Origin of the sequence: Paenibacillus litoralis (assembly GCF_046244365.1) — a bacterium.
Taxonomy (GTDB): Bacteria; Bacillota; Bacilli; order Paenibacillales; family NBRC-103111; genus Paenibacillus_V.
Map to the genome: position 1 here is coordinate 3,290,722 of NZ_CP176395.1, position 22,726 is coordinate 3,313,447.

Sequence of the window (22,726 nt, forward strand, 5' to 3'; positions counted from 1 at the left end):
CTGGCGTAACGCTTACGCCGTAAACGCTGCTGGAATCCGAATACGAACGCCGCAGGCATGTTGACAGCCAAGATCGCGCCGGCGGACGCGACGAATCCGAACGTAACCTGGATCACCGGTAATTCCCAGGTGGCAGCGGTTGACGGGAACGGCAACGTCACGGCGGCAGGAGACGGCTTCACTGTCATTACAGTGAAGACCGAGGACGGAAGCTTTGAAGCCTCCGCTCAAGTGACGGTGGACGGCATGGCGCCGGAGATCGTCCTTGATGCGCCGGCTCGGTTTCCGCAGACGGAAGCTTGGCACGGGATTGTTTCTGTGGAGGATGCCGTCAGCGGCGTAGCCGCAACTGCGTTGAGCTTCGATGGCGCAGTTGTGGATGCGCTGGAGTTCGCGCCGCTCGATTTGCACATCGGGGTTCACGAGATTACCGTAACCGCGGTAGACCGCACAGGGAATCGATCCGGGCTTACGTTCCGGATCGAGGTTACTATCGATTCGGCTCGCCTGCAGGCGCAGAAAGGCAAACATATCGAAGCCGGCTTTGCGGCCTTGCCGATAGAGGATATCGACGCTTTAACACAGCTGCAAGATTGACAAGTTTCCACATAGATCATGAATAATTAATGTCGACTTTTTTGTTAAAATGAAGCCCGACTATGATGATTTAGAGGCAGTACGGAGTGCAAAATCGGAGCGGGATATATTGACTTGAATTACGAAGAAACCAAAGCCCGATACCCCTGATAGGGACATCGGGCTTTGGTTATACGGATTGTTCTTCCTCGGCAAACGCACGGCACGGTAATTATAAGACGCCGTTGTTCAAGAATCCTAGGCAGCGGTTATTTCTGCGACAGGAAGATTAGCTCTTGTGCAAAAAGCACCAGCCGTTACTCCTGATAAAATCAGGAAGAGAAGCGATTTAAGACTGATATCAAACGGGCTGTACTGAATTTTTCCCGCAAATACAGAGGCTAACTTGCCTCTGCTCGACTGGAAACAAACAACGTAACCTTTTTCATTTTTGCAATTCGCCTGTGCTGTCCCTAACGATTAATTTCGGCACGATTTCGTCTTTTCGGTTTTCATTATTCCATTCCGTCAGGAGGATTTGGGCCGCACGTTTCCCCATCAGCTCGGAATTTTGGTCGACTGTCGTCAATCCGGGCAACGTATATTGACTAATTACAATATCGTCGTATCCGACGATGCTAAGATCCCCCGGTATATCCAACCCCATGCTCCTGGCCGTTTTCACCGCTCCTAACGCTTTATAATCACTCGTTGCGAAGATCGCCGTAGGTGGGTTGCTCAAATCGAGCAGCTTCTTAAGGCCTTGCTGCCCCATTTCCTCCATCTCTTGATTTCCTTCGACGACACAAACTAGTTCGGGGTCCAACTCGATGCGGTGCTGGGACAGCGCCAACTTGTACCCTTCAAGGCGGAGAGAAAACTCCTGGTTCATTTTCAGCCGCGACACGCCGGTTAAAATAATGCCGATCCTTTTGTGGCCGAGGGACAACAAGTGTTCCGTAGCCAAATATCCGCCCGTCAAATTATCGCCGATCACATAAGGCAGTTGAAGATGAGGGTAAAAGAAATGAACGGTCACAAGCCGCCGGCGTTCTTCTTTCCACTTTTTTAACATTTCTATCGGAATTTCCTCGCCGCCGGGCACATGAGGGAGGCAAACTAAACCGATATCAGGTTCATTCGGCAACTCGTACTCCGGACCGACTTCCCATGTATGGAAGTCGACTCCGTGTTCATCGCAAACCTCGTGAAGGCCCGACAACAATCCGTCGTAAAATCGGTGATTGAACATGCGGAAATGATTGCTGCGGTATATCAAATACAGGATGCGAATTTCCATCGACCGTTCCGCCGAGATGTCGCCGCTTCCGCTTTGTTCCAGAAAACTGCCTTTACCGCGGACACGGAAAATCAAACCTTCGTTCACCAGCTCCGTAAGCGCTCTTCTCGACGATATTTCACTCGTGTCATACATTTTCGCGAGCTCGATCTGAGTTGGGAGCGGTTGATCCTTCGTTATCTCTCCGAGCCTTATTTTTCTTTTCAGATCTTCGACAATCTGTTGGTAAATCGGCTTTTTTTTGTGCTGTACCATGAATTCACCTCATCACCATTAAAGTATACTTTATATGGCAATAAATCGCAACATAACGTATACGGAGTTTGAATAAAGATGGAAAATATAGTATTGACTTCAAAAAAGAATACTATTATCATACAAAGTATAACACATACGTATACTTCGTATCACAATGCGAGACACAAGGCGTTATTTCATGATGTACATGTATCGGAGGTGGTTGATGTTACAGACATTCAATTGTGCTTTCGGGATGCAGTCATGCAAAAGTCGGCGTTTCATTTTTGATGAAAAGGGGAGCGACCCATGCCAAATAAGAAATCAAAATCGGTAATCATGCTCTTGATCGTAATGATGCTTGCTGTTGTCGCAGCAGCCTGTGGCGGAAGCGGGGGAACGAAGACGGAACCTGAAGGTTCCGCAGAACCGACCAAAAAAACGGAAAAGCAACCGGTAACCATCAAGATCGCTACATGGGTGGGGAAAGATAACGAGCCTTTTCAAGCGATTCCGAAAGCGTTTACCAAAAAATTCCCGTGGATCAACGTGGAGTGGATTTTCGTCGACAAAGGACCCGGAGCCGTCCATGATGCCGTGACGCAGAGCATTGCCGCCGGTGATCCGATTGACGTGTTCTGGCACAATTCGTTCGTAGATACGGTGATCAAGGATTTTGCGGAGGATTTGACTCCATACATCGGGAAAGACCCGGACTTTAAATCTTACAAATTTTTGCCCGGCTACCTCGAGACGTTTCAATGGAAAGGAAAACAATACGCATTATCGAGGGGCAATGACGTTTTTCTGGTGTATTACAACAAAGATTTGCTGAAAAAGTACGGTCTTGAGCCTCCGAAAAACGACTGGACTTGGGAAGACCTGAAGCTTATGGCGAAGAAAGCGACCAATCCGGCGGAAAATCATTACGGCATATCGAATCACGCCTTATGGTTCCAATTCGGATCGACGGTTCTGCCTTATGTGAACGGCCACGCGGAAAATTTCAATATGTTGAACGGCGATATGACGAAGAGCGTTGCCGATCAGCCGGACGTTCTCGCCGATTTGCAATGGATGCTGGATTGGGTTACGAAAGACGGAATTATGCTGAATCCGAAGCGGGCGAAAGAAAAAGGGCTGCCGGAGGCGCAAGCGACCATGTGGATGAACGGACAATCGTTGTTTACGCTCCATGTATCGCCGAATATACCGGGATTCAAAAATAGTTTAAAATTCGGCTGGGACGTGGCACCGATGCCCCGGGGCACGGCGAAACAGGCCGGGATGAGCTTCATCAACCCGATGTTTGTTTCGAAGGCGAGCAAGCATAAGGAAGAGGCATGGGAATTCATGAAATTTTGGGCCGCGACGACGGAAGGGCAAAAGCTGTTGATCGACGCCGGCGGAACGTTTCCGAATACCGACAACCCCGAAATCGTCAATTACTTCAAAGCCCATAAGCAGTTCGAGGGACTGAACAACGATGCGCTTGTGTATGCCTCCAAAATAGCGAAAATCGATCCCACGATCATTATGCTGGGCGGAAGCGTCAGCGGGAAGATGATTACGGATTGGACCAACGGTAAGGGTTACGGGGAGGAAGCGAGTCCTTACGACTATTTCCCGCCGGCCGCCGAAAAACTGAACAAAGATCTCGACAGTCTGAAAAACCAGTATAAATGATCGATCGGCCACGTTTTTACCGGGAGGGGTAAATCGTTTATGGGAAAGGTGATTTTTCGCCACGTAATGAAAAAGTACCCCGGGGAGAGACGGTACTCGGTTGATGATTTTCACCTTGATGTTGCGGATGGCGAATTTCTGGTCCTTGTCGGCCCTTCCGGCTGCGGCAAGTCGACGCTGCTTCGCATGATCGCCGGGCTTGAAGACATCTCGGAAGGTGAAATGTATATCGGCGAGACGATGGTCAATTATGTTTCATCCAAAGACCGCAACATCGCCATGGTATTTCAAAATTACGCTTTATACCCTCACATGTCCGTATATGAAAACATCGCTTTCGGTTTGAGGCTGCGAAAAATGGCCAAACACGAAATTCATGAAAGGGTGATCCGCGCGGGAAAAATTTTGGAGCTCGAAGCTTATTTGAGCAAACGGCCCGGACAACTGTCGGGCGGCCAGCGTCAGCGCGTCGCCCTGGGCCGCGCCATCGTCCGCGAACCGGAAGTGTTTTTGATGGACGAACCGCTGTCGAACCTGGACGCGAAGCTTCGCGTCCAGATGCGCGAAGAAATAACGAAGCTGCACCGCAAGCTGCAAAGAACGACCATCTATGTAACGCATGACCAGATCGAGGCCATGACGATGGGGAGCCGCATTGTCGTCATGAAGGAAGGGATTATGCAGCAGGTAGGGACGCCCAAAGAGATTTATCATGTCCCCGAAAATATGTTTGTCGCGGGTTTCATCGGGACGCCTCCCATGAACTTTATTTCCGGATCGGTACGAAGCGATGCAGGCCGTTGTTATTTCGATACGAGAAAATATTCGCTGCCGATCGGCGAAACCAAAAGAAGCTCGCTGCTGGAATCGGGCTATTTGAATAAATCGGTCGTGCTGGGCGTCCGTTCCGAAAAAGTGCTGTGTACTTCGGTCGTTACGAACGGCCTCGACTCGAACAGCTTCGACAACAGGGTCGAACTGCTGGAATTCATGGGCTCGGACGCTTACTTGCACATCAGCAACGGGGACCACCGGCTGATCGCCCGCGTCGACCCGTTAAACTGCCCTGTCGAAGAAGGCGATAAGGTGAGCGCCCGATTGGATATGGATCATGTTCATTTCTTCGATCCGAATACGGAGGAACGGATATGTTAAAAGCCGGACATATTCGCGCTATCCTCATAACCGCCTGCTGCCTCGTGCTGGCCGTAATGGGCAGGACGGGAAACGGGAATGCGGAATACGACGACCGCGCGAAACTCGGCGGGAATGAAGCCGAATCGGCGGTATGGGTCAGTCAGGCCGCATCGCCCGGGCAGAAGGAGGAACAGTTCATCAAGGCCGTCGAGGCCGCCGAGATTTCAGATCCGCAGCAAATTCGGAAGCAGGGCGATCACCTGGCATGGGACGGAGAAACGGGATGGGCCGAATGGAAAATAACGATTCGGGATGACGGGCCGTATCATATCGGACTGGTATACGATTCTTTGAACGAGCAGGGCGTGAATATGGTGCGCGGCGTCCAGATCGACGGCACGTATCCGTTCGCCGAGGCGGAGACGCTATATTTGACGCGCCGTTATGTTCATGATGCATACCCTCCCGCCAGAGATTCGTTCGGAAACGATCAAAGACCCCGGTCGCAGGAAGTTCAAGGATGGAAGTCCGCCTGGTTCTCCGCTTTCGACGCAACCGCCGGGCCGTTGCAATGGAACTTGGCCAAAGGCGAGCACACGATTCGGCTTATCGGGAAACAGCAGCCCGTCAAAATTAAAGAAATCGTGATTGCTCCCGCGACGGTTCCCCCCTTCTATGCGGATTCCGGACGAAACGTGTCCGGGCATTCCGGGAAAGACGGCGAATCTGCATGGATTCAACGATTCGAAGCGGAAAATATCCATGCCAAATCGAATCCGTCCGTTCAATTGCAGTCCGCGGGTTATGCCGGAATGTCGCCGCCGGTCGAACGATCGATTCGGTTTAACGCGCTGGGGGGAGAACAGTTCCGTCAAAGCGGACAGTGGGTGGAGTGGGAATTTGAAGTACCGGAAGACGGCGAATACGAAATCGGCTTCAAATTTTTGCAGACGTATTTGAATCATTTTTATGCTTTCCGAACGATTACAATAGACGGAAAGACGCCTTACCGCGAAATGCTGGAGACCGGTTTTCCTTATTCGCCCGAATGGCAAGGGCGCTTGTTGTCGAATCGGGAAGGGAAGCCGATCAAGTTCCGGCTTCAACAAGGAAAGCACGTCCTCGGGATGACGGCTACGGCGGCACCGATCAAACCGGTATATGACGGAATACGACGGAACTTGGACCGCATCGCGGAATTGGAATATTCCATACGCAAAGTAACCGGCAACTTCGATAAAACGACCGCGAGCGGGAATACGGACATGAACCGGGATTGGGATCTGGCCAAATATATCCCGGACTTTGCGGAACGGTTCGATCAAGCGATTGGTGACATGCTTCAATTGGCGGATCGACTCCAAGAGCTGTCTGCGGGCGGAACGTCGGATGCCGAGAACGCGCTTCGCATGGCGGCGAGGGAACTTGCGGATATGAAGGACCACGCTGGAGATATTCCGAACGAGCTCAGCAGATTTACCAAAATGCAAAGAAATTTGAGTACTTGGTTATACCGTTTGTTGGATCAGCCGCTTTTGCTGGATTATTTTTGGGTGGCCGCGCCTGGCGCGGAAAAACCCCGGACTACGCCTACGTGGATCGATAACCTGCGATATTCGGTTCTTTCCTTTGTCCGGACATTTACGACGGATTACGATTTTCGCCGGAACGATTCGAACGCCATTGACGTCTGGGTAAATCGCGGCAGGGACTATGTCCGGTTGATTCAGCAGCTGGCCGACGAAACGTTTACGTCCCAAACCGGCATTGCCGTCAATGTCAACATCGTACCCGACCCTCAAATGTTTATTCTCGGAAACGCCGCGGGCATCCAACCGGATGTCGCACTTGGCGTAGACCATGGAATGCCGGTCGACTTTGCCATGCGCGGAGCGCTGGTGAATTTGGCCGATTTTCCCGATTACGAGAACGTTTCAAAACCGTTTCAACCGGGAGCCCTCCGTGTGTTTCATTACAATAACGGCGATTACGCGCTGCCTGAAATCCAGGGGTTTCAGGTGCTCGTCTGCCGTACCGACATTATGGACGGACTCAAGCTGAAGCCGCCCGATACATGGGAGGATGTGTATAAATTACTGCCGACGCTTCAGCAAAACGGCTACGATTTCTATTTGAACCCCAAAGACTACGCACCGTTTCTGTTCCAGAACGGGGCCGAGCTGTATGCGAGGAACGGTCTAACGTCGGCTTTGGACAGCGAGAACGCCTACAACGGGTTTCGGCAATGGACGGAAATGTTCTCCCTGTTTCAACTGCCGAGAGAGGTGCCGAGCTTCTTCAATCATTTCCGCAAGGGGGACATTCCTATCGGCATTGCGGACTTCAACACGTACCTGCAAATTCAATTCGCCGCACCGGAGCTCTCAGGGAAGTGGAGCATATATCCGATTCCGGGTGTCCGCAAGCCGGACGGCACCGTGGAACGGTGGGCCGGCGGACCGATGCAGGCCGCGGTCATTTTCAACAAAACCGATAAGAAAGAGCAGGCGTGGGAGTTTGTCAAATGGTGGACTTCCGAGGAAACCCAGACGCGATTCGGGCATGACATCGAAGCGTTGAACGGGCCGGAGTTCCGCTGGAACACAGCAAATATGAACGCATTCGCGAAGCTGCCGTGGCCCTCCGACCATCTGCGCACAATCAGGGAACAGTGGAAATGGTACAAAGAAGCGCCGCAATTGCCCGGGGGCTACTTCACTCAAAGGCAGCTCGACTTCGCCTGGAACAAAGTCGTGCTTGGCAAACAAAACGTCAGGGAATCGTTGGAAACCGCCGTCCACGACATGAACCGGGAAATGTTCCGCAAACAGATCGAATTCGGGTTGCGCGACAGGACGGGTACCATTCTGCATCCGCTCGATGTGCTTCCCGTTGCGAAACCGTGGAGCGGGGAGGTGGAACGATGAAAGCGACCGTAGAAGCGGAGAACGGTCCGGCGACGCCCGTTGCGGAGTACGCCGAACGGATCACAACGGGCAAAAGGGCTTTCCTGTCCGTTATATGGAAGCATCGCATTTCGTATTTATTCATTGCCCCTTTTATGATCGCTTTTCTGCTGTTTATCTTCATTCCGGTTACGGTTGCGATCGGACTGTCGTTCTTTTCGTTCGACGCCATATCCAGGCCGAGGTTTGTCGGATGGGACAATTTTCTGGCGATTTGGACGCAGGACCGCATCTTTTTGCAGTACGCGATTCCCAATACGTTCAAATTCGCGGTCATCGTCGGGCCCGCCGGGTATATGCTTTCCTTTTTCCTGGCATGGCTCATTCAGCAATTGCCCAAATCGATACGCGATTATTTCACCCTCGCTTTATATGCGCCTTCGCTCGCTGCCGGCGCCGCGTTTATCGTCGTATGGCCCGTCATGTTCAGCGGAGACCGCGTCGGTTACGTCAACAACCTGCTGCTCCACCTGGGGCTGATCGAGCAACCGAAGTTGTGGCTTCAGGATCCGAACGAATTCATGACGATTATGATTGCCGTATCATTATGGGCCAGCATGGGGGTCGGCTTTCTGGCGATGCTTGCCGGCCTCCAAACCGTAAATCGCGAGCTTTACGACGCCGGCGCCATAGACGGCATCTCCAACCGGCTCCAGGAAATTTACTACATCACCGTTCCCGCTATCAAACCGCAGATGCTGTTCGGCGCCGTCATGTCCGTCGTCGGAACGCTGAAGGCCGGTCTCATCGGCTCCATGCTGGCCCAAGCGGCTTCAGGATCGCCGATCACGCCGCAGTATTCCGGTCATTTGATGATCAACCACATCGACGATTTTGCCCTGATTCGCTATGAGCTCGGTTATGCGGCCGCATTATCGGTCATTCTCCTCGTCATCGTTTACGCGGCGAACAGGCTGGCATTTCAACTATTTGGCGGCAAAGGGGAGGGGTAGCTTTGAAAAAAGCGCTCCGCGCATGGAAACAGACCGATCCGTTTCAGAGAATCGCGTTTATTTCTCTCGTACTACTGGGATCGTTTATGGCGCTTCCGATCATTTATACGATCAATCACGCATTCAAACCGATCAACGAGCTGTTTCTTTACCCCCCGCGGTTTTGGGCGAGAGAGCCTACGCTGCAAAATTTCAAAGATTTATTTCTGAAATCGCAGACGATGGCCATTCCTTTTACCCGATATTTATTCAACAGCGTGTTGACCACCGGCTTGACGGTCGCAGGTGTCGTCTCGGTCAGCGCCATGGCCGCCTACGCGTTTTCGAAGCACAAATTTCCCGGGGGGAAACTGTTCTTCGCCATGATCATTCTCGCATTGATGTTCGCGCCTGAAACCGTATCCATTCCGAGATATCTCGTCGTGGCGAACCTGGGGATCATGAATACGTATTTCGCCCATACGCTCCCGCTGTTGGCGGCGCCGGTCTCGGTTTTTTTGCTGAAGCAGTTCATCGACCAAATTCCCGGTGAACTGATGGAGGCAGCTAAGATCGACGGAGCGGGCGAATTCGTCATTTTCGCCAAAATCGTCATGCCGGTCTGCTTGCCGGCCATTGCAACCGTAGGCATTTTGGCGTTCCAATCGTCTTGGCAGCAATTGGAGACATCCAATCTTTACACGCAGACGGAATCGATGAAAACGCTGCCTTATTATGTGCTCACCTTGACAAGCGGCATTTCCAACAACGTGGTGGGGCAGGGGATCTCCGCTGCGGCGACGCTGCTCATGTTTATCCCGAATTTGCTCATTTTCCTTTTTTGCCAAAGGAAAGTGATGGCGACGATGGCGCATTCGGGAATCAAATGACGGATCGGAGCATGAAGATGAAGCGTATTGCTCTTAAACGGTTGGCCGGTTTCATGCTCGCGATCGTTGCAGCATTGGCCGGCTGTACTTCGGAAGCGGAGGCCGCGCTACCGTACTGGACCACATCGACGGATTCATCCGGAACAATCATACCCGCTCCCCACGGATATGTGCCCGACAAGCTCATCGAAGGATTTCAAAACCCGGAGCATCTGGTCATTACGGCTTCGGACGAAATCTATGTCGCCGACACCGGCAACGATCGGATCGTGCATCTGGACCGGAATGGCAAATGGATCCGAACGATCCCGGATCCGGAGAAGCTCCGGGAGCCGAACTCGAAATCGCGCTTGCGGCGGCCGGAGGGGCTGTTTATTACCGAAACCGGCGATATGTACGTGGCGGATACGGGGAGCAGAAGAATCGTCGTCTTTAACGCGAGCGGCGAATTCGTCAAGGAGTTTGTCCGGCCGAATTCGACGTATCTTCCGGCAAGCTATTTGTTCGTTCCTTCCAAAATCGTGCTGGACAAACGCGGTTACATGTACATCGCCAATAAAGGCGGGTACCAAGGACTGCTTCAGCTCACGCCGGAAGGGGATTTTGCAGGCTTTTTCGGATCGAATAAAGTACCGTACAGTTGGTTGGATCGCATGAAACGCAAGTTTTATACAGACGAACAGTTGAACGAGGAACAGAAGAAGCTCCCGGGAGCGATTACGAATATGACTGTAGATCACCGGGGATTTATTTATTCCGTAAACCGCGACTTGAAGAAGGGGCAGCTGAAGCGCCTCAGCTCGGGCGGAAACGATCTGCTGCATGATATGAACTATGCTCCATGGCTCGGCCCGACGAGCAGATTTTCGTTCCAGTCGGTTGCGGTGGATCGCTCCGGGATTATCACCGTCATCGAATCGGCTGGCGGGAGAATATACCAGTACGATCAATCGGGAAAAAGACTGTTCCGGTTCGGGAGCGACTTCACCGTCTCGCCACGCTTCGGATTGTTCAAAAGACCGACCGGCGTCGGCGTGAACGGCAAAGGCGATATTTATGTAACGGACGGAGACCTCGGCGTCATCCAGTCGTTCAAGCGAACCGAATTCGGCGAACTGGTTCATCAGGCGGTCCGTTTGGATGAAGAAGGGAAATACGAGGAAGCGCTGGACAAATGGAACCGAATTCTTGTGCTAGACGGCATGTTCGACAGAGCTTACCGAGGAATCGCCAAAGCGGAATACAAGGCAGGGCAATACCGGGAAGCCATGAAGCATTTCGAATTGGCATTCGACAAAGAGGGGTACTCCGAATCGTTTTGGCAAATTCGGATGGAGTGGCTGATGCGGTATTTCGGCCCGATCGTAACCATCATGTGCGTTGTTTGGATTTCGTTAAGCGTTACGTTGATGAGCCGGCGAAAAAACAGGCGGGGTGCGGAGAGCGGCGAAGGCGGCGTAGGCGGCGTAGCAGCGGCGCTCTCTTGGAAACGCGGTTGGACGGCTTCGTGCAAAATGGCGGTTCATGTGCTCAGGCACCCGGTGAACGGGATGTACGATGCGGCGCAATCCCCGGATACGAGAGTATGGTTTGCCGCTCTGCTTGTTGCGGCGGCGTTCGCCGTCCATGTCGCCGGTATGGCTTTCACCCGTTTTATTTTCGCGGACTACCGGTTTGTTGAAGTAAGCATCGCTTCGGAAGCGATGAAGTTTTTTTTGCCGCTGCTCGGTTGGATGTTGGCCAATTATTTGGTCGGCTCCGTGATGAAGGGCGAAGGATCGCTGCGAGGCGTCTTTATCGTGAACGCGTACGCGCTGATGCCGTTTCTGGCATTCAATCTCCCGGTCCGGGTTATTACCAATGTACTGACTTTGCAGGAGAAGACGTTGTACGATGCAGCGCTTATAGGAATTTACATATGGGTGGCGGTCCTGCTCTTTATCGGTTCGCAAATGGTGCATAACTACAATTTAAAGGAAGTCATCGGCATGAACTTCGTTTCCTTGTTTACGCTTTGCTGCATAGGACTGTTCGGTTTCGCGCTGGTCGGATTGCTGTACCAGGCCGCCGACTTTTTCATTCAGTTAGGACGGGAGTTGTTCCAGCGTGCGTAACAAGCGGCCCGGCAAGCGAGCCGGTCAATTGGCGGTCGTCCTTCTCCTGATTGTTTTATGCGGGTATCTTTGGTTTTCCGGGGAAAGCCACAGCACCGTTACGGGCAGCTACAATCCGACAAACGCGCTGCGCTACATGGACGACATGCGGTTGGAAACGGGGAATCCGGATTCGGCGACAATGGAAGCGGGAGGACGCACGTATTATCGAATGGCGGAATCTGGGACGGTAACCCTGTGGATGGAGCCTTCCGCCGGTTACATCGCGCTGAAAGACAGCAGGCAGCAAGACGGGATCTGGTTGAGCAATCCAAGCTTGGAAGCCCTGCAGACGGAGCAGACGAAGGGGCTGTGGCGATCCAATCTCGATTCGCCCTTCACGTTCAGGTATTTAAAAGGGAGCGACAACAAGGAAACGGTCGGAAATATCGTCGATCATCCGGCCAAAGTAGAGTGGCGGCGGATCGAGGGAGGTGTCGGAATCCGCTATACGCTAAACGACCTCGGTTTCACTTTCTACTTCGAATACGCCGTAACCGGAGACGGCTTTCAAGTGCGGGTCCCGGATCTCGGAATTGTCGAGAAGGAAGACAATCGGCTGGTGGAGCTGGACGTTTTGCCGTTTTTCGCAGCTGCGCAGAGCGGTCGTGACGGCTACCTGTTCGTACCAGACGGACCCGGCGGGCTTATATCGTTTCAGGCCAAGCGCGCATCGCTGTCCGCACCGTACGATTATCCGGTGTTCGACGCCGATCTTTCCGTTCCGCAAATCGCGGAATGGTTTCCGCGTACACCGATTCAATACCCGGTCTTCGGCATGAACCGGGGGGATTCCGGATTTTTGGCCGTTATCGAGGAAGGGCAGTATAAGGCCAATATATACGCTGCTCCAGCCGGTCTGCATACAAGCTTTCATTCCGTGAACGGCAATTTCCGGTTAAGAAGGGCTTACCGGCAGCCTACGGGGCTGACGAAATCCGTCACGGGCTACGAAAAACCGTTAATGGCGGAGCCTTTGAAAATCCGGTATGTGCTGTTGACGAAATCGGAGACAGATTATGTCGGGATGGCCAAATCGTACCGCCGTTATTTGACGGAAAACTTGAAGCTGAGCAAATTGAAAACGGCGGATAACAGCCCTCCCCTCTATTTGGATGTGCTGATGGCGACAAGCGAACCCGGCCGGTTTCGAGATAAGACGGTCGTGGCGACCACGTTCGAACAAACGGAGGAAATAGCCGAAACGTTGACCGGCGCCGACATACGCGGGCTGCATCTCGGGATTTCGGGCTGGCAGGATGGGGGCTATCCGGGCTGGCTGCCGAAACGGTTTCCAGTCGAAAAGCGGATCGGCGGGCTTGCCGGAATCCGACAATTAAGCGAATACTCGCAAAAGAACGGAATGAGTGTTTATTTGATCGATTCGTTGAATGTAGCGACGGATCGTACCGGAAATCGATTCTCTCCGCGGTCGGAAGCTGCCCGCATGCTCGATGGAAGAGCGTTGAAATTCGAGCGGAAAGGCGACTGGTTCGGCAATGCCGAGCTATTTTACGCCATGAGCCCGAGGGTGATGGAACGCGTTTTCGATCAGTCTGTCGAACGGTACAAGGAAACTTCCGTTAACGGACTGGGCATCGCGGGAATGGATAAGCTGTACAGCGACTATAACCGGAATCGTTTTTACGACCGAAACGCTTCTGCGGCCGTCTATCAAAGCACGATGCGAAAAGCGCGCGAAACGATCGGGGAAATCATTTCGTACGGAGCCCCGTCCTATACGATCGGCTATGCGGAGCATTATCATCAATTTCCGGTCGAAAACAACTACGATTTCATCGTGGACGAACAAGTTCCTTTTTATCCGATCGCCCTTCATGGTCTTGTCACGTACTCCGCGGCTGCAGGAAACGAACGGGGCAATCCCGACGTGGAGTTTTTGCGCGCGATCGAATACGGGGCTCTCCCTTATTTTTTCATCACGGCCGGGGATTCGCGCATTTTGAAAAGGACGAATTTCTCGAATTTGTACAGCTCCCAGTTCGAGGTGCTGAAAGACAAAATCATCGGCGAGTATCGCGCCTTCGAAACGGCTCTAAGCGGTGTATGGAGAAGCTACATCGGGAATCACCGGAAAGTGGCCGACGGGGTTTACGAAACGTCTTACGAGAACGGCCGGATCGTTTGGGTCAACTATAACGACGCAGCATTCGAAGGAGAAGGCCACCGGGTAGAGGGCATGTCATTCCAAGTAATCAAGGAGGGCGAACACTCGTGAGCGCGAACCGTCAGACGGCCCCGTCGGTCGTTTTATCCCCGAAAGAGCATTTGCTCCATCGAAGACGCATGAGAACGAAATCGGCGGCGGTAGGCCTGTTGTTCTTGCTCCCATGGCTGATCGGCGTCGCCTGTTTCCTCGCGTATCCGCTCTTTTATTCGCTGTTTCTCAGCTTTCATACGATTCAAATCGCGGCGGACGGCTCGGGTTTGCTATATCGATTCGTCGGTTTCGATAATTTCAAATACGCTTTCCTGAGAGACAACTTGTTCCCGGAACAAATGTTTCTATTTGTTCGGGAAGCCGTCCTGATCATTCCGATAACGGTTATTTTTGCTCTCCTCGTAGCGATATTATTGAATCAAAAATTTTACGGCCGCCTGTTTTTTAGAACGATCTTCTTCCTGCCTGTCGTTTTCGCTTCGGGGCGCGTGTTGATCGAGCTTTTTAACCAAGGACAGGGAGATCTTCCTTTAACGCAGCAGTATCGCGTCGACGAGCTGGTATACGATGCGCTGCCCGCCACCATGGCCGAGCCGATACTCGGAATACTGGGCAAATTCATTATGATCCTTTGGTTTTCGGGGGTTCAGGTCATCATTTTTTTGGCTGGGTTCCAGACGGTTTCTTCTTCCGCTTACGAAGCCGCCCAAATGGACGGTGCTACGCCATGGGAGACGTTTTGGAAAATTACGTTTCCTTCCATTGTGCCGTTTATCGTCCTTAATTTGATTTATACGGTAGTTGATCTGTCGACCAATCCGTTTAACCCGATATTGAAGCACATCCTTGCGAACATGGTCGATCCGAAAACCGGATATGGGTATGCGAGCGCGCTCGGATGGATTTATTTCACGGTGATCCTTGTGTGGATCGGCATATTGCTGCGGCTTGCCATGAAATGGAGTTTGGGGAAGAGGTGAAAACTGTGGCCGAATACACGAAGCGGGAATTGGCGGGACGCGGGACGCCAGAAGGTGCAATCGCCCGATGGTTGAACGGATTCCGGGAAAAGGGCGGCCGCCGGGAAATCCGCCGTAAAACGAAATTGCTGCTGCTCGGGCAAAGGTTGAACGACGGCTTTTTGTTCAAAATCGCCATCTATATCATTCTTGCCTCCGTTGCGGTGCTGTACGTTTCGCCGCTCCTGTATATGCTGTCCACTTCGTTCAAGGAAGTGAGCGATATGCTGGATCCCGCCGTTAAATGGATCCCGACGCGGTATAAGCTGCAAAATTATACGGACGCGGTTACGGGGTTGAACTATTACAAGGCGCTGGGCCATACGGGCTTTATGGCCGTTTCGGCGGCACTCCTCCAGGTCGGATCGTGCGCGCTTGCCGGATACGCTTTCGCGCGGCTTTACGTTCCTTTCGGCAAGGTGCTTTTCGGTATCGTTTTGCTTACGTTTCTGGTCCCGGTACAGACGATGGCGATTCCGCTTTTTGTGTTATATTCCAAACTCGGCTGGTTGAACTCGCCGTTGCCGTTTTTGGTCCCTGCTCTTTTCGCCCAAGGGATCAAGGGTGCTCTGTTCGTCGTCATTTTCCGGCAATTTTTTTCCACGCTTCCGAAGGAAATGGAAGAATCCGCGCGCATCGACGGCGCCGGCGCTTTGCGCATTTACTGGAAAATCATGCTGCCGCTCTCGCGGCCGGCCATGCTGATCGTTTTTTTGTTCTCGTTGGTTTGGCATTGGAACGCCTATTTCGAGCCTTCCCTTTATTTGAAAAATGACAGCTTTCTCGCCATGGCGACCCAATTGGATCAGATGCAGGCCAATCTGAACTTCAAGGCGGGGGCCGGGGGCGGACTTGCCGCCGGACAATTCGATTTGAACGAGCCGCTCAAGATGGCGGCATCGCTGCTCGTCATTCTGCCGCCGCTGCTCGTGTATATGGTTGCGCAAAACTATTTTGTGCAGGGGATCGAAAGAACCGGACTTGTGGAATGACCGAAACGTAAAGACGGGAGGCAATACAATGACTGCGAACTGGTCAGCGGCATGGATTTGGAACGGACTGCCGGAACATACGGGCAACGTTTATTTGGAAGCGAGAAAAGCTTTCGTTATCGACCGGCAGGTTGTGACCGCCAAGCTTCGAATTTCCGCCTGTCAGCTTTATATCGTTTACGTCAACGGATGTGAGGTGGGCAGAGGCCCGGCGCCGTCGGATGCCCAATGGACCTATTTCGACGATTACGAAGTGGGCCGCCATTTCAAGCAGGGCGAGAACGCGATTGCCGTTGTGGTTTACAATTTCGGGTGCAAAGATATCGTGACCGAGCAATTTCAGGGGCCGGGCGGGCTGATCGCCCAGTTGGACATCCTGACCCCGAACGAAACCGTTTCGATTCATACGGACGGTACTTGGAAATGCCGGCGTTCGCCGCGCTGGGTTCAGCAAGTTTCCCGTCTGCACAAGTGGAACGGCTTTCGCGAAATTTACTTGGCCGAACGGGAGGACGGTTGGGAAGACGCGCATTATGACGACAAGCATTGGGAGCATGCCCGGGTCATAGCTTCTCCGGAACAGGATCATGCGATATGGCCGCGCCTGCTTCCTCGGGACATTCCTCCGCTTGCAATCGAAAAGGTGTTTCCGAAAACGGTCGTGCGTACGGACATGAACTATGGCCGCATCGCGGGACAGCTCAATCTTCTGTTCGAACCGAAATCGGGTGTCGAGCGCGAGCGGGGAATGACGGCCGATGCGAGCGTACCCGGTTCGCTGCCCGGGGTCATCTATGATTATGGAAGGGAGATTGTCGGTTATTTGCGTCTTTGCATCGATGCGCCCGAAGGAGGCGTCGTTCAGCTTTCGTTCGGGGAGTCGCTGGATCTGAGCCTCATGAATACGTTCATCCTGAAAAAGGGGCGTAATGAGCTGCTTACGTTCGGCCGCCGGGCTTTCCGCTATTTGCAGCTCTCCTTCATGGCTACGTCGAAGCCGGTTAACGTACGGAAGCTGGAAACGGAATTCACGCATTATCCGTTCGGTCCCGCCGGAACATTCGCTTGCAGCGATCCGCTGCTGGACCGCATTTGGGAAGTCGGCGTGTATACGTCGCTGGTTAACAGCCAGAATCATATCGAGGATTGTCCGCTGCGCGAACAAGCGCTTTGGGTGGCGGATGCGGTCATCATCGGCAAAGTGATCTACCATACGTTCGGAGATACGATGCTGCTCAAAAAGTGTTTGACGCAAATCGCGCGCATTCAAAATCCGGACGGTTCGATTCCCGGCACAGGCCCGGAAAGAAACGGCCATTTGCTTCCCGACTTTTGCGCGCATTGGCTCTTCGGGGTGTACACGCATTGGAAATATTCGGGCGATACGTCGTTTTTGACCGACTTATGGCCGACTATCGTTCGTTTGCTCGATTGGTTTCAGGCGCAGGAAGACGAAAGCGGTTTGTTTTCCGGCGCGGATCGGAGCGGATGGTGGTGTTTCATCGATTGGGCCGATTACATCGATCGGAGAGACCGGGTTACCGCCGTCAACTGTTTTTATTACAAAGCGTTGACGCTCGTTGCCGAGATGGGCCGGGCGCTCGGCGAAGCCTCTCTGCCGGAGCAGCTGCTGAAACGTGCGGAGAAGCTTCGGAACGCCATACGCTCGCAATTGTGGTTGCCTGGCAAGCAAGCGTTCGCCGATTGCCTTACGGAGGAGGGTCTTTCGCCCAGCCTAACGGCACAAACGAATTTTGCCGCGATTTGGTCGGGCTTGATGGAGGAGGAAGAGGCGGACCGTTTTCTGGATGACCTTTACTTCAAAGGGCTGACCCCTGCGCTAAAAGGCGCCTTCTTTTACCATATCGTCCTCGAAACGCTGCTGCAGCGGGGCAGAAATCGGGAAGCTTTCCGCATCATTCGCGCGTATTGGGGCGAGATGCTGGAACGCGGCGCGACAACGTGGTGGGAAACGTTCGACCCGTCCACTCCGCGTTGCACGGTTCCAAGTCCGTATCAGGGCAATACGCCGACTTATTTGAGGGATGACGTTCCCATCAGCTTCTGCCACGGGTGGGGAGCTTCGCCTACTTATTTATTGACGCGGCATGTCCTGGGAGTGGATGTCCTCGAATTCGGTTCGGGCGTCGTACATCTGGCCCCTGTAGCGGATGACTTGGATTGGGCGAAAGGAGAAGTTCCGACTCCGTGGGGACCGATTCGCGTCCACTGGTCCCGCAGGCCGGACGGATCAGTCGCGTACAAGGCTGCGATTCCCGAACAGATTCGTTGGACCGTGCAAGCGTCGAACGACATTGGTTATGAAATAAACGGCTGCGATCTTGCGGCTCGCACGGATACGGATGAAGGGAGGTGAACGGGGAAGACGAACGGGAGTCGGTTTTCGGTTGGCGGAGCGGAGTAGAAGCCGTACCACACTAGATTGGAGATGATGTGCGGTGAGATTCGATAAGTCGATTGGTTTAGTCGTATTTCTGTTCCTGATCGGAACGGTTTTCTACGGATTGGAGCCGTCCAAGATTTATGCCAAAAAGTCAGAGGACTCATGGGAGCCTACGATTCGTGCGGCGAACGATATCCAGAACCGGGTGCAAACGCATTACGCCGATTCCGGAAGGGATACGTTCGTCATTCGAAACCTTGACATGGAACTTTCGCATAGGCTGACCGATGCGGGCGGCAAGCTGGTCTCGAGCTTCAAGCCGAGCGGACGGGATGACGCGTATGCAACCGACACGATGGACGTCGTCGTCGAAGACCGGGAAGGGGGCGTATATAGAGCTTCATTAAGCGATACGGCCGCCAGAATCAACATGTACCGGCTCGGACTGTACTATACCGACGTGCATGTTTTGGATACGAACTTGAGAAGGGAAGACGCCGAAGCCCATACGTTCGAATATGCGTCGTTCAAGTTTGATGGCGGCACGCAAGGGTGGGTAGGCAATTCGTACGTATCGCCGGTAACCGTCGTCGAAGGAGCGCTTCATACGACGATCATCTCCGCAATCGATCCAAACGTCACCATAACGAATACGAATATAGACATCGGAACCGCCAACACGATTGAAATTCGGATGAAATATACCGGTTCGGGGGGCGGTGCCAAATTGTTTTACGGCACTGCGGACGCACCGGGGTTTGCCGAAGCCAGAAGCAAAGTTTTTGCCTTGATTGACGACGGCGAGTTCCATACTTACAAAGTAAATATGGCTTCGGAACGGTGGAAAAGCCCGTTGACCGACTTGCGGTTGGATATCGACGGCGCTACGGTCGGGTCGGAACTGTTCATCGATTCCATCAAAATGATCGATGACAGCAAAGCGATCCTTCCGGTCCAGCTGGAAAGGGTTTTCCATGTATACCCAGATAAGCTGTATCAGGAAATCATTTTGCATACGACGGGAAATATGGAGATTCGGGACGCTTATCTCGAAACGAACGTTCCGTCAAAACGTTCAACCGTTTTGGAAATACGGGACGGGAACGGCGTGCGCCGCAACACGACCGGCATGGACCCGTCGACGGTGGAATATGTGGGCGTCGATTCGGGTTCCGCCGGCATCTTCGGTTATATTTATCCGAACGTCTCCGGAAACGGAACGATCACTGTCGAAAGGCAGGAGTCGGCAATTTCGATCAAGCATCATGCCGACATTGGCCAGGGAACATGGACCAAAGGACAGCAAATTCATATCGGGAGCCGGATATATAACAGTCTATCCCGGGGTATGGACAGTCTGTCCAAGGAGGCCGACCTCGAACGCGACCCTCTCGGGCCGGATCGCATCACGGTCATCAATTCCGACGCCGTAACCGGGTTCGAAGGGTATAACCCGTTCCGGGGGTTCTACTCGTTCACGGTCGATCATTCCGATTTCAATCAAGCCTTTTATCGGGAACCACACAAACATCCGTCTGCGAACATCCGTATTTCGAACGGCGACCGTCCCCGCCGTGTCTATGCGCAAGTTCATACGAAGGTGCCGTCCGGCGCGCTAGAAGCGGCCGCCCTATTGGACGAGAACGGGAAGCTGTTGCCCGTTCCCGTGGAAGTGGCCAAAAACTTCCAGGGAGAAAACGAAGAGCCGTTTTATTCGCCCGGCGATACGGCGTTTTCCGAAAGCTATTTTCCGCTCGAGTTGGCGAAGCGGCAGACGGTCCAATTCACGTCGCTGCACATGTATCAAAACTGGGGGAAATACCCGCTCAAGCAAGTTTCTTCCGTGAGCTTTACCCGGCCGTATTATCATCTGTCAACCGGCGTAACGGAAACGAACTGCTGGGTTCCTTTTTTTACCGGGGGGCGTACCGGATGGATTCTTCCCGATTTTCGCGCGAGAAGCGGGAACATGTGGAGCAACCAGCCGCAGTTCGATTCCGTCGGGAAAAACTATTTCATCGAATACCGGGATGTGGAGGGCAAACGGTCTATGATGGAAAACACGAAGGCCCGAATCGATAGCGCGGGTCCGACGCATTCCGACGTCACCTATGATTTTGTGACCGACGACGGCAAAGCGGACGTGAAAATCCGTTCCGTTGAAATGCCCCAGACGGATGAAAATCGTACATTCGTTACGCTTGAAATGACATTCAGGGATACGGTGGAAATTCAGAATACCGCCGATAATTTCAGTTTGTTCCGAACGGAAAGCCGGGGGCAGACGTTCCGAAAGCTCGGTTATCTCGACGGGCAAAATGAACCGGCTGCCCGCGACATTTTACAAAATGCGAACGGTGAGACGCTGCCGCTTGGCAACAGATTTCCTTATTGGACGCTTTTCGATTTCGATAAAACGAACAGCTCCGGGGGCGGCGCCAACATAGGCGTCCTGGTTCAGAAGTCCGATATTGTCATCGGGGGGCGACCGTACGAAGACGGGCTCGCTGTAGTTACGAAGCGTTCGGGCAGCGGATCGTCGATCGTCAATACGGCCACGATGACGCTTGCCAGGCCGAACGTCGTATTCCGGAAGGGCGATCGGATCAAGCTCGATCTCATCCTGCTCCCATGGGGAACCTACTTGTCAAAGACGGACGAAACGATGCGAAACCTGAGAGCCGATTACGGGATCGGAAATTTGGCGCTTCACGTCGAAAACGGCGTCAAAGTCGGAGACATGATTCCGACCGTAAGAGCGAAACATGAGCGGGCGGAGTTTACGTTATCGGGCGGAAAAAACAATATCGTGTTCGCAGTCGAAGGCTTCGACAGCTACGTCCCCCCGAACGTTTACAAGTTTGCGAACGGCCAATGGGAACCTGTCGATTCTTCCGTCAAAGGTTACGACGGATACCGGGCGTACGTAGATCGGGAAGGTACGTACGGCTTCGCCTTCGTGGTCGAATCGGACGGCAGCGGGCAGCGATACAAGGTGGAGGCGAAAGAAAGAGGCTTGCCCGCGATCGCCAAGGAATGGAGCTTCAAGTCGGAAGGCGATCCGGAAGGCTGGCAGGCGCAAGGCGGGGCAACGGTATCCGTATCCGAGGGGGCTCTTCGGGTCGGTTCAACCGGTTCGTCATCTTTTATCGAGTCCGACGGCAACCTAAGCATCCGTTCTCCGATCTATCGCTACGTCAAGCTGAATCTGAAAAACCATTCATCCGGATCGACCGTCAAACTACACTTCGTCACGAATTCGGACCGGTCGTGGAGCGAGGATAAATCGATCGCTTTTCCGATTCTGGCGCATGCAGGCGCGTTTACCGAATATACCGTCGACATGAGTGCCCATCCAAAATGGAAAGGGCAAATCGAACAGCTTCGTCTGTACCCGCCAGACATTCCGGGCTCGATCGATATCGACTACATCCGCGTCACCGACGAACCGTCAAGCGATACGGCTCCTCCTTCGCCTGTGTCCGATCTTTCCGTGGCCGGCGTGTCGCCGGATTCCGCGACATTATCTTGGACGGCGCCGGGCGATGATCTTGCTGTCGGCAAAGCGGCCTTCTACGATATCCGATATTCCACCGTTCCGGTCACGGAATCGAATTGGACCGTAACTTCCCAGGTGTACGGCGGGCCGGCACCGGGTATCGCAGGGACGAGGGAAACGTTTACGATTACCGGTTTAAACGAAAATACCCGTTATTACTTTGCCGTCAAAGCGGTTGACGACAAAGCCAATGTGTCGGTCATGTCGAATGTTGCGGAGGGTGCGACTCCCGAACGTCCGGCATTCATCAACAGCTGGGAGTTTGAACGGGACGGCGATTACGAAGGGTGGGCGATGCAAAATCAGGTAAAGGGCACAGTGGCGAACGGCTTCCTGAAATTGACGGCAACAGGCTCCGACCCTTATATCGTTTCCCAGGATAAGCTGGCGATCACCGATCCGTCCGCGTATCGTTACGTCAGGCTGCGACTGAAAAATCAGACGGCGAGCAATGCGGGGCAAATCTTTTTTATTACCAACGAGGACCCGATTTGGAGTGCGGCCAAGTATGTCCCGTTCACGATAAAGGCAAACGATTCGGAGTTTACGGAGTATATCGTGGATATGGGTACAAACGCCCTTTGGAAAGGAACGATCAAAGCGATCCGGGTGGATCCGGTATCCGCCGCGGGAACCGTCGAAGTGGATTACATCCGCATCGGCCGATAACATCCGACTATCGGACGGAGGTTG

At 53.1% G+C, this 22,726-nt stretch carries 13 protein-coding genes; 12 read left to right on the plus strand and 1 reads right to left on the minus strand.

What is annotated here, in order from left to right; genetic code table 11:
* Window positions 1–57 precede the first annotated feature (57 nt).
* The gene (locus tag ACKGJP_RS13255; RefSeq protein WP_409346103.1) at window positions 58–597 is read left to right on the plus strand and encodes an Ig domain-containing protein; all 540 of its coding nucleotides are present in this window, start codon (window positions 58–60) and stop codon (window positions 595–597) included.
* Between the two features lie 424 nt (window positions 598–1,021).
* Here the strand turns inward: ACKGJP_RS13255 and ACKGJP_RS13260 are convergent, their stop codons facing one another.
* The gene (locus ACKGJP_RS13260) at window positions 1,022–2,131 is read right to left on the minus strand and encodes a substrate-binding domain-containing protein (protein ID WP_409346104.1); all 1,110 of its coding nucleotides are present in this window, start codon (window positions 2,129–2,131) and stop codon (window positions 1,022–1,024) included.
* Between the two features lie 291 nt (window positions 2,132–2,422).
* On the opposite strand from ACKGJP_RS13260, the gene ACKGJP_RS13265 reads away from it, so the two are divergent.
* From ACKGJP_RS13265 to ACKGJP_RS13315, 11 genes are all read left to right on the plus strand, one after another.
* Entirely contained in the window at window positions 2,423–3,799 is a 1,377-nt protein-coding gene (locus ACKGJP_RS13265; protein WP_409346105.1) for an ABC transporter substrate-binding protein, read from the plus strand.
* Window positions 3,800–3,838: 39 nt separating this feature from the next.
* On the plus strand, window positions 3,839–4,954 hold the full coding sequence (locus ACKGJP_RS13270; protein ID WP_409346106.1) for an ABC transporter ATP-binding protein: 1,116 nt from the start codon (window positions 3,839–3,841) through the stop codon (window positions 4,952–4,954).
* Window positions 4,948–7,863: an extracellular solute-binding protein gene (locus ACKGJP_RS13275; protein ID WP_409346107.1), complete on the plus strand. Its 2,916-nt coding sequence runs from the start codon at window positions 4,948–4,950 to the stop codon at window positions 7,861–7,863. Before ACKGJP_RS13270 ends, ACKGJP_RS13275 begins: the two co-directional genes overlap by 7 nt.
* Entirely contained in the window at window positions 7,860–8,855 is a 996-nt protein-coding gene (locus tag ACKGJP_RS13280; RefSeq protein WP_409346108.1) for a carbohydrate ABC transporter permease, read from the plus strand. Before ACKGJP_RS13275 ends, ACKGJP_RS13280 begins: the two co-directional genes overlap by 4 nt.
* Window positions 8,856–8,857: 2 nt before the next feature.
* Window positions 8,858–9,724 carry a carbohydrate ABC transporter permease gene (locus ACKGJP_RS13285; RefSeq protein ID WP_409346109.1) on the plus strand — a complete coding sequence of 289 codons (867 nt, stop codon included), beginning with the start codon at window positions 8,858–8,860 and terminating at the stop codon, window positions 9,722–9,724.
* 17 nt (window positions 9,725–9,741) lie between these two features.
* A complete protein-coding gene (locus ACKGJP_RS13290; protein ID WP_409346110.1) occupies window positions 9,742–11,838 on the plus strand; it encodes a YIP1 family protein in 2,097 nt (698 codons plus the stop codon).
* Entirely contained in the window at window positions 11,831–14,116 is a 2,286-nt protein-coding gene (locus ACKGJP_RS13295; protein ID WP_409346111.1) for a DUF5696 domain-containing protein, read from the plus strand. The genes ACKGJP_RS13290 and ACKGJP_RS13295 overlap by 8 nt, the downstream gene beginning before the upstream one ends.
* Window positions 14,113–15,039, plus strand: a complete 927-nt coding sequence (locus ACKGJP_RS13300; protein ID WP_409346112.1) for a carbohydrate ABC transporter permease — start codon at window positions 14,113–14,115, stop codon at window positions 15,037–15,039. The genes ACKGJP_RS13295 and ACKGJP_RS13300 overlap by 4 nt, the downstream gene beginning before the upstream one ends.
* Window positions 15,040–15,044: 5 nt before the next feature.
* Complete coding sequence (locus ACKGJP_RS13305; RefSeq protein WP_409346113.1) at window positions 15,045–16,070, plus strand: carbohydrate ABC transporter permease; 1,026 nt, start codon at window positions 15,045–15,047, stop codon at window positions 16,068–16,070.
* A gap of 28 nt (window positions 16,071–16,098) precedes the next feature.
* Window positions 16,099–18,447 carry an alpha-L-rhamnosidase N-terminal domain-containing protein gene (locus ACKGJP_RS13310; protein ID WP_409346114.1) on the plus strand — a complete coding sequence of 783 codons (2,349 nt, stop codon included), beginning with the start codon at window positions 16,099–16,101 and terminating at the stop codon, window positions 18,445–18,447.
* A gap of 82 nt (window positions 18,448–18,529) precedes the next feature.
* Window positions 18,530–22,702 carry a fibronectin type III domain-containing protein gene (locus ACKGJP_RS13315; protein WP_409346115.1) on the plus strand — a complete coding sequence of 1,391 codons (4,173 nt, stop codon included), beginning with the start codon at window positions 18,530–18,532 and terminating at the stop codon, window positions 22,700–22,702.
* The last annotated feature ends 24 nt before the right edge of the window (window positions 22,703–22,726 follow it).